Below are 13,812 nucleotides of genomic sequence, written 5' to 3' on the forward strand. Positions count from 1 at the left end.
GGGCCGGTCAGCGCTTGCGTGAGCGGCGTGGCTCCTCAGGATCCAGCAACGAACGTCGACGCTGTCGCACGATGCCGGCGAGCACGCCGCCCAAGGTCGCCAGCGATGCCGCCAGCAGCATCACGAGCGGGAGACCGAGGGGCGCAACCGCTTCGCCGGAACCGAAGCGACGGATCAGTTGTACGACCACTGCCAGGATCATCACGGGACCCGAGGTCAGAATTGCCGACAGCAGGTGATTTTCTCGAGCCTTGGCTGCAGCGACAGCGCCCCCGGCGATCAGTCCGACGAACAACAGGCCGTTGACGGCGTACGCCGCAGCAGTCCGCTCCGGCACCAGGCTCCCGAGGGCGACGCCCACCACAAGCGCGCTACCAGCGGAAACGAGCGCGCCAGGCACGATCGCTCGGCGCTCGACGTTTTGACCGAAGACTTGCAAGAAACTGCGCATGGTGTGGCTTTCCGCCTGCGGCGTGAGATATCGGGTTGTCGAAGGGGCAAGGGCGTTGAGGATCAGTCTGCGCCCTCAGCGCAAGCCTCATGCATCAGGATCCTTGATGGCTACTGAACGCTCAATAAGCCCTTGACAAGACGCGACGCATCGACAAGATTGCGCGTCAGATGCCTACTGTCACAGCAACAGCTCACGTCAGCCCACGGACCGCGAGATCACAACCCGCGAGCACGGACCCCATCCGGGTCGTCGTGGATCAGCACGGAGACCTCGTCACCGATTTGCTCGCATGGCAGCATCACGCTGCCTGTCGAGGCCTCGAAGCCGAGATCTTCTACCCCTCTGACAGCGACGGGACGGGCGACGAAGAGGGCGCCTTCGAGGCGAAAGCGGTCTGCGCGGCGTGCGCGGTATCGGGCGAGTGCCTCGAGTACGCGCTTGCGGTTCGGGAGAAGGAGGGCGTCTGGGGCGGGCAGACGGCCGCCGAGCGTGTACGCATCATTCGCCGAAGGCGCCGCGCCGCAGCGCGCGCTCGCAATGCGCAGGCGGCTGCCAGCTCGAACTGAACGGCTTGATCCAGACCGCCGCTCCCGCACAGCGCCCGGAGAGAGGTGCGACCGGGCGCTTTTGGGCACATCGCTAGTCTCCGATTCGTGAACACTGTCACCACAGAGACTGGCGCCTCGGACATCGATGGTCCCGACGGGGTCCCTACACATCCACTGGCACACTTCGGCGGCTGGAAGGCCGTCCTCACAGATCTGGTGGCAGGTATAGACCTGAGCCCGGAAGTGGCGCGCGCAGCGCTCGGCAGCATCCTGAGCGAGAACGCCACCGACGCCCAGCTGGCCGGCTTCATCATCGCTTTGGGAATGAAGGGCGGTTCGGTCCCCGAGCTCACAGGTCTCGTGGACGCCATGCACGATGCGGCGGTCCCGCTGACGGCTCCCGACGGCGCGATCGACATCGTCGGCAGTGGCGGAGCCCCGGTACGGCAGCAACACGCGCTCAGCGTGTCCACCATGGCGGCGTTCGTTGCGGCGGCCGCCGGCGCGGTGATCTGCAAGCACGGCTCGGTGGCAGCCACGTCGTCGTCGGGTTCGTTCGACACCCTCGAAGCACTGGGCCTTGCGATCGATCTGGACGGACCGGCTGTCGAGCGATGCATCTCGGAGATCGGATTGGGATTCGCGTTCGCCAAGAAATTTCATCCGGCAATGCGCTTCGCAGGGCCGGTGCGCACCGAGCTCGGTGTGCCCACCACGTTCAACTTCCTCGGACCGCTGGCAAACCCCGCCCGCGTGAAACGTCAGGTGCTCGGGGTCAGCGATCCGGTCATGGCGCCACGCGTCGCCGGGGTGCTCGCAGCCCGGGGTGCGGAACTGGCGCTGATTGTCCATGGCGCAGACCGCCTCGATGAGATCACGTTGACGGACCTCACGCGCATTTACGAGGTGCGTGAGGGAGAGATCACCGACGAGTTCCAATTCGATCCGACGTCGATCGGCCTCGAACGCGTCAATCGAGCCGCACTATGGGGCGGCACCCCGCAGCAGAACGCAGACATCCTGCGTGCGATCGTTGCAGGTGAAGAGACCGGACCCAGAGCTCAGATCGTGGCGCTCAACGCCGGTGCGGGATTGGTCGTCGCGGGGCTAGTTGATGATTTCGCGGAAGGTTTCGAGTTGGCCTGCAACGCTGTGGCTGACGGGCGTGCAGCCGCGAAGCTCGAAGCGGCGATCGAGCTCACGACGCGACTGGCAGCAGAGGGCACCTAGCGTGGTTGTCGGCCTCTCGCTCCCGTTCGGCGTCGGTGACGTTGTTCGCTTGGCGGAGACATCCGACGAGCGCCGTGCCTGCATGGTCGGATGGACCGGCACCGTGGTCGGTGTACGACCGGGGGACCGTCGGGTGATGGCGATCGTCGCATTCGACGGCGGACCGCCGCAGACGGTCTTGGTGTACGGCGTCGACGAGGCGGAACTCGTCGAGCGCTACCGCCACGGGGTCAGCTGAAAACAGCGTCTCGCTGTGTCTCATGCCCGGCTTGTCAGCCGGCGCTGTGTCTCATGCCCGGCTTGTCAGCCGGCGCTGTGTCTCATGCCCGGCTTGTCAGCCGGCGCTGTGTCTCATGCCCGGCTTGTCAGCCGGCGCAAGAGCCCCCGGCGGCGCTCGCCTTCGGGCTCGGGGATTTCTACCGCTGCCAGCGCAGCGGCGAGGTCGGCGCCGCTCGCGAAGCGATCCTCGGGCGACTTCGCCATGGCGGCCAGGATGATCTCCGAGAGCGCGGCTGACACGCCGCGTTCGGCGGGATCGGGCGGCGGTGTGCGCACGTGTGCGTGCAGAAGGTCGTTCCGTTCGCCGTAGAACGGCGCCGATCCCACAGCCAGGACATACAGCGTCGACCCGAGGCCGTAGATGTCAGTGCGAGCATCCACAGGCTGTGCCAACGCCTGCTCGGGGGAGAGGTACATCGGCGAGCCATACACCCGGCCCGGTGGCGACGGAGGCCCGTCAAGGTCGTGCGCCAGCCCGAAGTCGAAAAGCACTGCACGGTCGCTGCCCTCGGGCCGGGTCTCGAGCATGATGTTCGACGGCTTGACATCGCGATGAACGATCCGGTGTTCGTGGACGTGGTCGAGGGCCGCGCAGATCTGCTGGATCACGGCGATGCTCTCGGTCAAGGTCGGCGGGTGGCGGCTGCCGCAGCGGTCCTGGAGGGTCTCGCCGTCCACAATCTCCATTTCCATGAAGTGAGCGCCGCCGATCACCCCGGCACCATGGACGGCGAGTACGTGCGGATGGTCCAAACGGGCCATCAGCTCGTATTCCTGCTCGAACAGCGATCGAATTTCCGCCCGGGCCTCAGCAAAGGGCGTCAACACCTTGAGACCGACCTCGTCTCCTCGCAGCGTCGTAGCCCGGTAGCAGTGCGCCACAGTGCCGCGACCCAGCAACCCGGTGATCTTGTATGGGCCGTACTGGCGGCCAACCCAGACGTCAATTTGGTCTTCGTACATCGCACCGGCCGCGGCTTGAGCGCCGCTTCCAGCATAAGAGAACCGGTCTGAGCCGAGCCGCGACCCTGACCGGCGGCGTACGGCGTGAAGCTCACGGCACACTTGAGAGATGGCTGCAGCCGCCGACCGAACCTTGCTGGCGCAGCTTCAAAGGGCTGCTGCCGACGCCGGCCTCGATGCACTCGGCGTGACCGATGTGTCGCCGTTCGTCGAGGAGCGGCATGCAATCTCCGAGCGCAAGGCGGCCGGCCTGCATGCAGGCATGTGGTTCACCTACGGACGCCCCGAGCGTTCCACCACGCCGGCGGCCATCTTGGCGGGTGCACGCAGTGTGGTCGTGTGCGCACGCTCCTACAGGCCACCCGACGAGCGCGTCGCGCCAGATGACGCACCCTCGGCGGGCGGCCGCGGATCGGTGGCTGCTTACGTGGCGACCGATGCCTACGGCGCGCTGCGTGAAGGTCTTGAGCGGGTGAGCGAAGTCCTGCAGAGCAGTGGATTCGAGGCGGTTGTGGTCTACGACGACAACCGCTTGGTGGATAGAGCTGCGGCAGCCCGCGCGGGTTTGGGATGGCTGGGCCGCAACACGATGCTGCTATCGCGCGAGCTCGGCTCGTGGACCGTGCTCGGCTCGGTGGTCACGACTGCCGAGTTCGAAACCCCGCGTGAAGTCGAGCCCGACGGCTGTGGTGCCTGCCGTCGCTGTCAGGTGGCGTGCCCCACCGGTGCGCTTGACACTGCCGGGGTGCTCGATGCGAACCGCTGCCTGGCATGGCTGATCCAGGCCCCCGGTGCGTTCCCGACTGAGTTCCGCGTTGCCCTGGGGGACCGCCTGTACGGCTGCGATGACTGCCAGGTTGTCTGCCCGTTCAACGATCCGGCGACGGGTACATCGCAGTCACGGCCCCAGTCGGTGTCGCTCGGAAGCGCCCGGACGGCGCGCAGCAGCTACGTCGATGTCGTCGAAGTACTCCGGATGACTGACGATGCCCTGATGGCAGAGTTCGGGCACTGGTATATACCGCGCCGGCGTCCCGAGTACCTGCGTCGCAATGCGCTGCTGGTACTCGGAAACGTGGGCGATCCAGACTCGGCGGCCACCCAAGAGGTGTTGTGCCGATCTCTGGCGTCACCGTCGGCTGTCGTCGCCGGCCATGCAGTGTGGGCTGCCCGCCGGCTCGGGCGGGAAGATCTCGTCGACCGTGCACGAGCTGAGGGCCTCGGCGAGCATGATCCAGACGGGCTGGTGGCTGGGGAGCTTGCCTCGGTGGTGCAGCCACGGCGCGTTGGCGGCTGATGCGACCTCATCTGCTGGTCACGAACGATTTTCCGCCCAAGATCGGAGGGATACAGAACTACCTGTGGGAGCTGTGGCGCCGCCTTCCGGCGGACGCCACGACGGTGCTCACGACACCCCACCGCAACGCGGCCCCATTTGATGCTGCCCAGCCCATGCGGATCGTGCGTACCCCCGATCCTGTCCTGCTTCCGCATCCGGGCCTTGGGAAGCGGATCCGCGCCTTGGCCGAAGAGGTCGGCGCCGAGATCGTGCTGCTTGACCCCGCCTTGCCCCTCGGCGCGCTGGGCCCGCGTCTCGGCATGCCCTATGGCGTGGTGCTCCATGGTGCCGAGGTCACAGTGCCGGCACGACTGCCCGGCCTGTCTGGCGTGCTGGCCCGCGTGCTGCGATCGGCCTCGATGGTGATTTCAGCCGGCGGATATGCAGCAGCGGAGGCACAGCGGTGCGCGTCTCGAGAACTGCCCGTTACCGAGATTCCCCCCGGAGTCGATACGAATCGGTTCGTGCCGCTCGGGCCCGATGAGCACCGGGCCGCTCGCCGCAGCTTCGGTCTGGGCTCGGGGCCACTCGTGGTGGGTCTGAGCAGGCTGGTGCCGCGCAAGGGCTTCGATGCAGTCATCGAAGCGGTGTCACGCTTGGGCTCGAAGCATCCCGGACTCCAGTTGGCGATTGCGGGCGCGGGGCGAGATCGACCGCGGCTGGAACGGCTCGGGCACCGCCTCGCAGCTCCGGTCACGTTCCTGGGTCGCATCAGCGCCGATGCCGTGCCGCAGTTCATGGCGATGGGAGACGTCTTTGCTGCACCGTGCCGCAGCAGGTGGGCGGGACTGGAGCAGGAAGGGTTCGGCATCGTGTTCGTCGAGGCGGCCGCGTGCGGCGTGGCAGCCGTCGCCGGTCGTTCGGGTGGCAGCCACGAGGCGGTCGCTCACGGCCGGACGGGACTCGTCGTTGATCGGCCTGCGAACATCGACGAGGTGACCGCCGCTATCGACGAGTTGCTGTCGTCTCCGGCTCGCAGAGCAGAAATGGGCACCGCCGCGCGTGCGGAGGCCGAACAGCGATTCTCCTATGAACGTTTGGCAGCAGAACTCGAGGCGACCCTGCGGTGAGTGCCGTGCTGCGAGTGTCAGCGGCCACGTCATCCTGCGAGAATGAGCCACGGTCGGGTTGGACCCTGAAACAATGGCCCCCGACAGCGCGCGAGACCAGGGACGCACAGATGATCGATGAGATGACAATGACCACGGTTGTGGCCGCATCCCCCGAAGCCTGCTACGCGCTGATCACCGACATCGAGCGCTACCCCGAGTGGGCTACCGACATTTCTTCCGCGACCGTCATCGAGAGCGATCCGGCCGGCCGAGTCGCGCAAGCCGCGTTCCGCGTCGAGGCGCTGGGGCGGACGGCCAGGTACACGCTGGCCTACGACCACGGCGGGGCTCCCCACCAGATCTCGTGGAAGCTCGTCGACGGCGATGTCGTCAAGCAGCTCGACGGCAGGTACGAGTTCAACTCCATGACCGAACCCGGTCGTACCGAGGTGCTGTACCAACTCGCCCTGGAACTGGCGGTTCCCCTGCCCGGCTTCGTCAAGCGACGTGCGGAGCGCCGTATCGCCCACACCGCGCTGGCTGACTTCGCGGCGCGGCTCGAGACCGGCCCCGGGGCCTAAAGGGCCGAAGGTCGTCACACGCACCATGGAGTTTCGCCGCATCGGTGGCCTGCCGCCGTACGTCTTTACGATCATCGACACGCTGAAGGTCGAGCGTCGGCGCGCAGGTGCCGATGTCATCGACCTGGGCTTCGGCAACCCTGATCTGCCGTCACCAGAGCGCGCCGTGAAGAAGCTGGCGGAGGCCGCGCTCAATGCACGCAACCACCGCTACTCGGCCAGCCGCGGCATTCCCAAGCTGCGCGCTGCGGCTGCCGACATGTACCAGCGCAAGTGGGGAGTCGAACTCGACCCTGACACCGAGGTCATCAACACGATCGGTGCCAAGGAGGGTTTCTCTCACCTCATGTGGACACTGCTGGCGCCTGGCGACGCCTGCCTGGTACCAGCACCCTCGTACCCGATTCACATCTTCGGGCCGCTCTTCACCGGGGCCAACGTGCGGGAGGTCCCACTCGACGTCGGCGAGACCTTTTTCGAACGCCTGGTGGAGCGCTTCGAGTACTCATGGCCTCGGCCACGGGTGATCGTGCTGTCGTTTCCGCACAATCCCACAACGGCGTGCGTCGATCTCGAGTTCATGCAGCGGATCGTGGATTTCGCTCGTGAGCGCGAGGTGCTGCTCGTGCACGATTTCGCATACGCCGAATTGGGCTTCGATGGCTACGAGCCACCCTCGATCCTGCAGGCGCAAGGCGCGAAGGAGGTCGCAGTCGAGTTCTACAGCTTGACGAAGTCGTTCTCGATGGCCGGCTGGCGAGTGGCGTTCTGCCTGGGAAACGCCGACATGATCGCTGCGCTCGCCAAGCTCAAGAGCTATCTCGACTACGGCACCTTCCAGCCGATCCAGATTGCCGCCACGGTCGTCATGAACGAGGAGCAGGACTTTCCCTCACAGGTGCGCGAGACGTACCGCGAACGGCGAGACGTTCTCGTGCGCGGCCTCGGCCGCATCGGCTGGGACATTGCACCGCCAAAGGGAACAATGTTCGCCTGGGCCAAGATTCCTGAGCCGTATCGCCATCTCGGGTCGGTCGATTTCTGCAAGCTGCTGGTGTCGGAAGCCAACGTCGCTCTGTCGCCGGGTGTGGGCTTCGGACCGGGGGGCGAGGGCCACGTACGGTTCGCACTCGTTGAGAATGAGCACCGCATTCGGCAGGCAACCAGCCAGCTACGCGTCGCCTTGGACAAGCTGACTCCCGCCAGTTGACTCCCGCCGGCTGAGTACCTCCGGGGACGTTGCGGCCTCCGCCACCTACCGTGCCGCTTATGAGGATTCCTCGCCGGGCGACCAGAGCAGTGATCGTTGGAGTGCCTGGCGCCACAACCCATGAAGTCTGTCGGCGGCCACCCGGTCGCCCGAAGGCTCGAAGCGTTGGTCGAGTCGCCACAACGATGCAGCCTCATCGGGCGAGGACCAGACCCCTTCTGCCAGCCCGGCCAGCATTGCCGCCCCCAAGGCGGTGGTCTCGGTCACCACTGGTCGGCTGACGGGGACGCCGAGCTGATCGGCTTGGACACTGCACAGAAGATCGTTGATAGCTGCCCCGCCGTCGATTCTCAGCTCGGCGATTTCCCGGCCGGCACCCGCGCTCATGGCTTCGATGACATCTCGGGTCTGCAACGCCATGGACTCAATCGTGGCGCGTGCGATGTGAGCCGGTTTGGCTGCGAAGGTGAGGCCCATGATCGCTCCTCGTGCGGTCGGATCCCACCAAGGACTGCCGAGGCCGGTGAAGGCTGGCACTACCACGACGCCAGCACTGTCGGGCACGCTGCGGGCCAGCAATTCGGCCCCCGCCGGATCGACCGCTCCGGCGAGGATCTCGGTGAGCCAGCCCACCGCGGCTCCGGTGGCGAAGATCGAGCCTTCCAGTGCATACGTGGGACCCGCGCCGAGGTCCCAGGCCACGGTGGTCAGGATCCCCTCGATCGGTTCCGGGCACGCGTCGCCGATGTTCATCAGCACGAACGATCCTGTGCCGTAGGTGTTCTTGGCCATACCGACCTCATGGCAGCCTTGGCCGAAGAGTGCCGACTGCTGGTCGCCGGCGACGCCGCTCACCGGAATGCCCGGGCCGAGCGGAGTGGTGTCCGCAGTCCGGCAGAACCGACCTACCGATGGGCGCACCTGCGCCAGAGCGGCAATGGGAACGGACAGCAGATCGCACATCGGAGGTGACCATCCGTTGGCGGCGATGTCGTACAGCAGGGTGCGCGAGGCATTCGTGACGTCTGTCGTGAACTCAGTTCCGCCGCTCAGCTTCCATATCAGCCAGCTGTCCACAGTTCCGATGGCAAGGTCACCGCTTGCCGATACGCCGCCGTGGCGCAGCAGCCATTCGATCTTGGTGCCGCTGAAATACGGGCTGAGCACGAGACCAGTGCGGCGCCGGACCTCGGCGAGGTGCCCAGCAGCCTCCAGCTCAGCGCAGCGCGCCGCTGTGCGGACGTCCTGCCAGACGAGGGCACGGGCAAGCGGTTCGGAGGTTCGACGATCCCATGCAACGACTGTCTCACGCTGGTTGGCGATGCCGATAGTGGCAACTGCGGGCATCTGCCCTTCACCAAGCGCTCGAAGCCGCGTGCACAGCTCATCGAGAGTGGCAACCGTGGCTTCCCAGATCTCATTCGGGTCGTGCTCGACCAGACCCGGCCCGGGATAATGCTGCGGGAACGACCGGTAGGCGTAGGCCACTTGGTCTCCGGATTCACCTACTGCCATGGAGCGCACACCGGTCGTGCCGGCATCGATCGCTACCACGAGTGCCATGTAGTTCTCCTGCCCGTGATGTCCCTGCCCGAGATGAACGCCCCTCAGCATGCCCCGAAGTAGGGTCGCCAATTGTGAGGATTCTCGTGGTGGGGGCCGGCGAGGTCGGGAGCTACATCGCGGAGCGCCTGAGTCGAGAGGGAAATGACGTCGTCGTCGTCGACCAGGATTCAGGTCGGCTCGATGCGCTCGCATCGGAGTTCGACCTGTTCACGGTGAACGGGAGCGGCACGAACCCCAAGGTGCTCGCCGAGGCCGGGCTGGACAGAGCCGACGTGGTGGTGGCGGTCACCGATTCCGATGAGGTCAATCTGCTCGCGTGCATGCAGGCGAAGCAGCAGGGCGTGCCTGCCACCGTGGCGCGCCTGCAGGACAGCGATCTACGCGGCGCTCCGGGCCGCGAGCTGCGAGACGCCATCGGCGTCGACCTGGTGCTCGATCCCGACGAGCAGACGGCGGACGCGATCATGGATTTGCTCGTCTTTCACGGAGCGTCCGACATCAATGAGCTCGCGAACGGCGAGGTGCTGGTGGTCGGTGCTCGCCTGGCCCCCGATGCCCCCCTGGTCGGCAAGACCATGGCCGAGATCGGCGCCTATTACGAGCCGGAATGGGACTTCATCTTCGGCGCTCTGGCACGTGACGGTGAGGTCACTGTGATGCGACGAGAGACCACGCTGCAGCCGAACGACCTCGTGCGGGTTGTCTGCCGCCGCCAGGGTCGCCGCGAACTCGTGCAGATCATGGGACTGAGCCACTCCGACCTGCGCCGGGTCATGATCCTGGGCGGCGGTCGCACCGCCGGGCTGCTGGCCGGTCGGTTGCTCGAGCGGCACATCGATGTGGTCATCATCGAGATCCTCCATGATCGATGCTTGGAATTGAGCGAGCGCTATGCCGGTGCGCTGGTGCTGCACGGCGACATCACAGACATCGACGTCCTGGCTCGTCAGGACATCGGCAGCTTTGACGCCGTCGTCGCAGCCACCGGAGAGGACGATGCCAATGTGCTGGCCTGCCTCTACGCCACGTCCGAGGGCGCCGCCGAGACCATCGCCGTAGTGCATCGCCTGTCGCTGCTGCCGTTGCTGAAACAGGTCGGCATCGACGCGGCGCTGTCGCCCCGTACCGCCAGCGCCAACATGGTGCTGCGCATGGTCCGCGGCGGCGTGACCGCGGTCGCCACTTTCCTTGAGGGCAACGTGGAGATACTGGAGTTCGAAGTGAGTGCGGGCTCGCGGGCCGATGGCTCGCTGGTGCGCGATCTTCATCTTCCTGGCCAGATGCTGCTGGCGGCCATCCTGCGCGACGGCAAGGCTCGCATTGCCCGCGGCCACAGCGAGCTCAGGGCGCGGGACCACGTGGTCGCCTTCGTGACACCCGATTGCGTGGACGAGGTCAAGCAGGCCTTTCGGTGACACCGCGTCCGGCTCGCCGGGCCCCGCAGCGCCAGCGAATTCGCCGTCTCGCGGTGCGCGCGGTGCGGGCAGCGCAAAGCGCGCTGCACTCGTGGGCGAGGGGTCCCTACGAATCGACGCTTGCTGTGACGGCCTTGGTGGTCTTGGCCTCTGCTTTGCCCGTCTTCGCGGCGTGTGCAGTGTTCGACTGGTTGGTCGGCGGGCGGGTCGCGGGCAGCGGGAAGTCAGGCTCAGACGCGCTGGCACTGCTGATCGCTGGCTGCATCATCGCTGTTATCGCTGTGGGACTGCTGCGGCTGTGCCGCATTGAGCGACGCATCACCGAGCGCCAGACCCTCACAGCGCTGGTACTGGCGTCGTTCGCCGCGGTTGGGGTCGTCGCAGTGGCTCACATAGCAACGGGCGCTGTCGAACCCACCGCGCTGGCCACCGCATTTGCCGAGGCAGCAGCTGCGGTGACCGGGACCAACAGCACCTCGATCGTCCCCGACGAGCTGGGCGGCGGGATGCTCGCGTTGCGAATGGCAGTGCAATGGCTCGGCGGCGCCGCCTTCATCGTCGTGCTGGTGCACGTGCTTCCGCATTTGGGCGTCGGCGGACTCGACGCCGACGGGGGAGTGGCAACTCGCGCCGCTCGACGTCTGGCGCCCCGAAGCGCGGGCACCGTGGGCCGACTGCTGCTGCTGTACGCGGCGCTCACGGCGGCAATTGCGATCGGGTACGCCGCTGCCGGTATGCCACTGCTGGACAGTGGCCTGCATGCACTGACCACCGCCTCGACCGGAGGCTTCTCCACGCACGCCGATTCGCTCGGGATCTACGATTCTGGCGCCGTCGAGTGGGTGGCGATCTTCGGCATGGCTGCGGGAGGCGTGAGCCTGCCGCTGATGTTTGTGGCACTCCGGCGTCGTGACCCGGCTCGATTCCTGCGCAGCTACGAGTTCCGCCTGTACGTCACCTTGATCGTCTTCGCAGCAGTTGCGGTCGCGCTGTGGAGCGGCGGCGACTTCGGTCCCGATCACCTGCGCAGGTCGCTGTTCTCCGTCACTTCGTCGATCTCCACGACGGGCTTCGAAGTGGTCCCGATGGTCGAGCTGTCGGCTGGCAGCCAGTCGATGCTGTTGATGCTCATGGTGGTGGGCGGCATGAGCGCCTCGATGGCGGGCGGTTTCAAGATGGTGCGCGTACTGACCCTTGCGTCCTACATCGGCCGCGAGCTGCGCCGCGCGACCCAGCCGTCGCTCGTCCGGCGACTGCACCTGGGCCGCTCTTCCATCTCGGAGACCACCATGAGTCGCATCGTGGGAGAGACGCTGCTCGCCGCCCTCGTGGTGATCCCCGCCGCGGTCGCACTCAGCGCCAGCGGCCTGGACCTCGTCGATGCACTGACGTACGCCGTATCTGCGCTGTCGAACGTCGGCCCCGCTGCGGGGGACGTCGGCTCAGTGGGTCACCTCGCCGCCCTGGGCTGGCTCGGCCACCTCACCGCTGGCCTGCTCATGCTGCTGGGGAGAATGTCGGTCACAGCGGCGCTCGTGGCACTTAGCGTCGCCGCCTACCCGGTGACTGCAGCCGTGCGTCACGGCTACTGGGTGCGGCGTCACCCCTTGCGGGCCCCGATGCGATGAGCAGCGCCGTCGGCGGGTTGGGGAGACGCATCGAGTCCACCCCAGTGCGGGTGAGCGGAGCCGCGCTGATCTTCGTCGCCATCGGCATGGTGATCTCGGCAGGCGTCGCATTCATCGACGGGGGCGGCGGCGCGATGGCGCTGCTGGTCTCCGCAGCGGTCACCACCGGCGTGGGCGGCGCGATGATGGGCAGCGCCACCGAATCGTCGCGAGCGGATTCACCGCTTGCCTTCGCTTCGGTGGCGTGGGCGTGGCTCGCGATGTCGGTGGCGGGAGCGCTGCCGTACTTGCTCAGCGGGGTGATCCCGTGGAGTGAGGCCGATAATGCGCTGTTCGAGTCGATCTCGGGCTTCACCTGCACCGGCGCCACCATCTTCGCCGACATCGACGGCGTCACCCACGGGATTCTGTTCTTCCGTTCCATGACCCAGTGGTTCGGCGGCATGGGCCTCATCGTGCTGGCGGTAGGGGTGCTGCCCGCGCTGAAGATCGGCGGTCTGGAGCTGATCGCCAACGAGGCCCCTGGCCCGACGGCGGATCGGTTCACGCCCCGCATCGCAGCCACCGCCCGGCGGTTGTGGATGCTCTATGGGGGGCTCACACTTGCCGTTGCAGTGGCGCTCGTGATCGCCGGGATGAGCCTGTTCGATGCCGTCGCTCACGCCTTCACCTCTGTCGCGACAGGCGGCTACTCCACACATTCGGCCTCGATTGCGTACTTCGACTCGATCTCGGTCGAGCTTGTGCTCTTCGCGGCGATGATCATCGGCGGAGCGAGCTTCTCGTTGCACTGGCACACGATCATGCGAAGCAGATCGATGCTGCGGGGCTATTCGGAGCTGCGTTGGTACCTGGGTCTGATCGTCGGGTCCGCTGTCGTGCTGACCGCGCTCAACATCACGCGGAATGGATTTGGGGCCAACGTGCGCGATTCGGTCTTCTACGCGGTGTCGCTGGGGTCGAATACGGGATACGCCGCCGGCGACTACACCAGCGAGGCCATCTGGGCGCCGTCAGCGCAGGTCGTGCTGCTGGTGCTGATGGTGGTCGGGGGTATGAGCGGTTCGACCGCAGGCGGGATGAAGGTGCTCCGCCTCCAGATCGTGACCCGCTACGCCGTGCGTGAGGTGATCCGGGCGCGCCACCCCCGAGCGGTGCTGCCGATGCGCATCGGCGACACGTTCGTGGCCGAGGAGGTGGCGGCTCGGGCGCTGGGCTTCGTGCTGCTGTATCTGGGGCTCGCCGTGGTCGGCGGGATGACGATGACGGCGTTGGGCAATGACCTCGAAACGGGGTTCTCCGGCGCACTGTCGGCTATCGGCAACGTCGGCCCTGCCATGGGCGCAGCAGGTCCGACTGATACGGCACTGGAGTTCGAGCGCCACTCGCGGCCCGTGCTGATGGCACTCATGCTCTTCGGCAGGCTCGAGGTGTTCCCGACGATGCTGATGTTCGTGGCGCTGATGCGAGCGGGAACCCGCTCGCGCTACGGGAGGCTGGCCGCCCATCGCGGATCCCGGCGCATGCATCGGCGCCTCGGTTGAACG

General features: G+C 66.6%; 13 protein-coding genes. 10 read left to right on the forward strand and 3 right to left on the reverse strand.

Annotated features, from left to right (window positions below; all coding sequences use genetic code 11):
* Nucleotides 1–7: 7 nt before the first annotated feature.
* Nucleotides 8–451, reverse strand: coding sequence for a hypothetical protein (locus ACOOHB_RS04695; RefSeq protein WP_420443651.1), 444 nt, complete (start codon nt 449–451; stop codon nt 8–10).
* 254 nt (nt 452–705) lie between these two features.
* On the opposite strand from ACOOHB_RS04695, the gene ACOOHB_RS04700 reads away from it, so the two are divergent.
* The 3 genes from ACOOHB_RS04700 (at nt 706) to ACOOHB_RS04710 (ending at nt 2,470) form a co-directional block, all read left to right on the forward strand.
* Nucleotides 706–1,020 (forward strand): WhiB family transcriptional regulator, encoded by a 315-nt coding sequence (locus tag ACOOHB_RS04700; RefSeq protein WP_420443652.1) that lies wholly within the window; start codon nt 706–708, stop codon nt 1,018–1,020.
* Between the two features lie 87 nt (nt 1,021–1,107).
* The gene (trpD, locus tag ACOOHB_RS04705) at nt 1,108–2,232 is read left to right on the forward strand and encodes an anthranilate phosphoribosyltransferase (protein WP_420443653.1); all 1,125 of its coding nucleotides are present in this window, start codon (nt 1,108–1,110) and stop codon (nt 2,230–2,232) included.
* A gap of 49 nt (nt 2,233–2,281) precedes the next feature.
* Entirely contained in the window at nt 2,282–2,470 is a 189-nt protein-coding gene (locus tag ACOOHB_RS04710) for a hypothetical protein (RefSeq protein ID WP_420443654.1), read from the forward strand.
* Between the two features lie 113 nt (nt 2,471–2,583).
* Here ACOOHB_RS04710 and ACOOHB_RS04715 read toward each other — a convergent pair whose 3' ends face one another.
* On the reverse strand, nt 2,584–3,474 hold the full coding sequence (locus ACOOHB_RS04715) for a serine/threonine-protein kinase (protein WP_420443655.1): 891 nt from the start codon (nt 3,472–3,474) through the stop codon (nt 2,584–2,586).
* A gap of 109 nt (nt 3,475–3,583) precedes the next feature.
* On the opposite strand from ACOOHB_RS04715, the gene queG reads away from it, so the two are divergent.
* The 4 genes from queG to ACOOHB_RS04735 all read left to right on the forward strand — a co-directional run bounded on the left by queG (nt 3,584) and on the right by ACOOHB_RS04735 (nt 7,656).
* Entirely contained in the window at nt 3,584–4,771 is a 1,188-nt protein-coding gene (gene queG / locus ACOOHB_RS04720; RefSeq protein ID WP_420443656.1) for a tRNA epoxyqueuosine(34) reductase QueG, read from the forward strand.
* Complete coding sequence (locus ACOOHB_RS04725; RefSeq protein ID WP_420443657.1) at nt 4,771–5,883, forward strand: glycosyltransferase family 4 protein; 1,113 nt, start codon at nt 4,771–4,773, stop codon at nt 5,881–5,883. The genes queG and ACOOHB_RS04725 overlap by 1 nt, the downstream gene beginning before the upstream one ends.
* Before the next feature lie 110 nt (nt 5,884–5,993).
* Nucleotides 5,994–6,446, forward strand: a complete 453-nt coding sequence (locus tag ACOOHB_RS04730) for an SRPBCC family protein (protein ID WP_420443658.1) — start codon at nt 5,994–5,996, stop codon at nt 6,444–6,446.
* Between the two features lie 25 nt (nt 6,447–6,471).
* Nucleotides 6,472–7,656 carry an aminotransferase class I/II-fold pyridoxal phosphate-dependent enzyme gene (locus ACOOHB_RS04735; RefSeq protein ID WP_420443659.1) on the forward strand — a complete coding sequence of 395 codons (1,185 nt, stop codon included), beginning with the start codon at nt 6,472–6,474 and terminating at the stop codon, nt 7,654–7,656.
* A 57-nt stretch (nt 7,657–7,713) separates the two neighbouring features.
* On the opposite strand, the gene ACOOHB_RS04740 is transcribed toward ACOOHB_RS04735, so the two are convergent.
* Nucleotides 7,714–9,219, reverse strand: a complete 1,506-nt coding sequence (locus ACOOHB_RS04740) for an FGGY family carbohydrate kinase (protein ID WP_420443660.1) — start codon at nt 9,217–9,219, stop codon at nt 7,714–7,716.
* Nucleotides 9,220–9,293: 74 nt separating this feature from the next.
* Between ACOOHB_RS04740 and trkA the strand changes: the two genes are divergently transcribed.
* From trkA to ACOOHB_RS04755, 3 genes are read left to right on the forward strand one after another with little or no spacing between them, the layout of a single operon-like run.
* On the forward strand, nt 9,294–10,637 hold the full coding sequence (trkA, locus tag ACOOHB_RS04745; RefSeq protein ID WP_420443661.1) for a Trk system potassium transporter TrkA: 1,344 nt from the start codon (nt 9,294–9,296) through the stop codon (nt 10,635–10,637).
* On the forward strand, nt 10,634–12,265 hold the full coding sequence (locus ACOOHB_RS04750) for a TrkH family potassium uptake protein (protein ID WP_420443662.1): 1,632 nt from the start codon (nt 10,634–10,636) through the stop codon (nt 12,263–12,265). Before trkA ends, ACOOHB_RS04750 begins: the two co-directional genes overlap by 4 nt.
* Nucleotides 12,262–13,809: a TrkH family potassium uptake protein gene (locus tag ACOOHB_RS04755; RefSeq protein WP_420443663.1), complete on the forward strand. Its 1,548-nt coding sequence runs from the start codon at nt 12,262–12,264 to the stop codon at nt 13,807–13,809. The genes ACOOHB_RS04750 and ACOOHB_RS04755 overlap by 4 nt, the downstream gene beginning before the upstream one ends.
* Nucleotides 13,810–13,812 lie beyond the last annotated feature (3 nt).

It is taken from the genome of Candidatus Poriferisodalis sp. (genome assembly GCF_965215815.1).
Lineage (GTDB): Bacteria > Actinomycetota > Acidimicrobiia > Acidimicrobiales > Poriferisodalaceae > Poriferisodalis.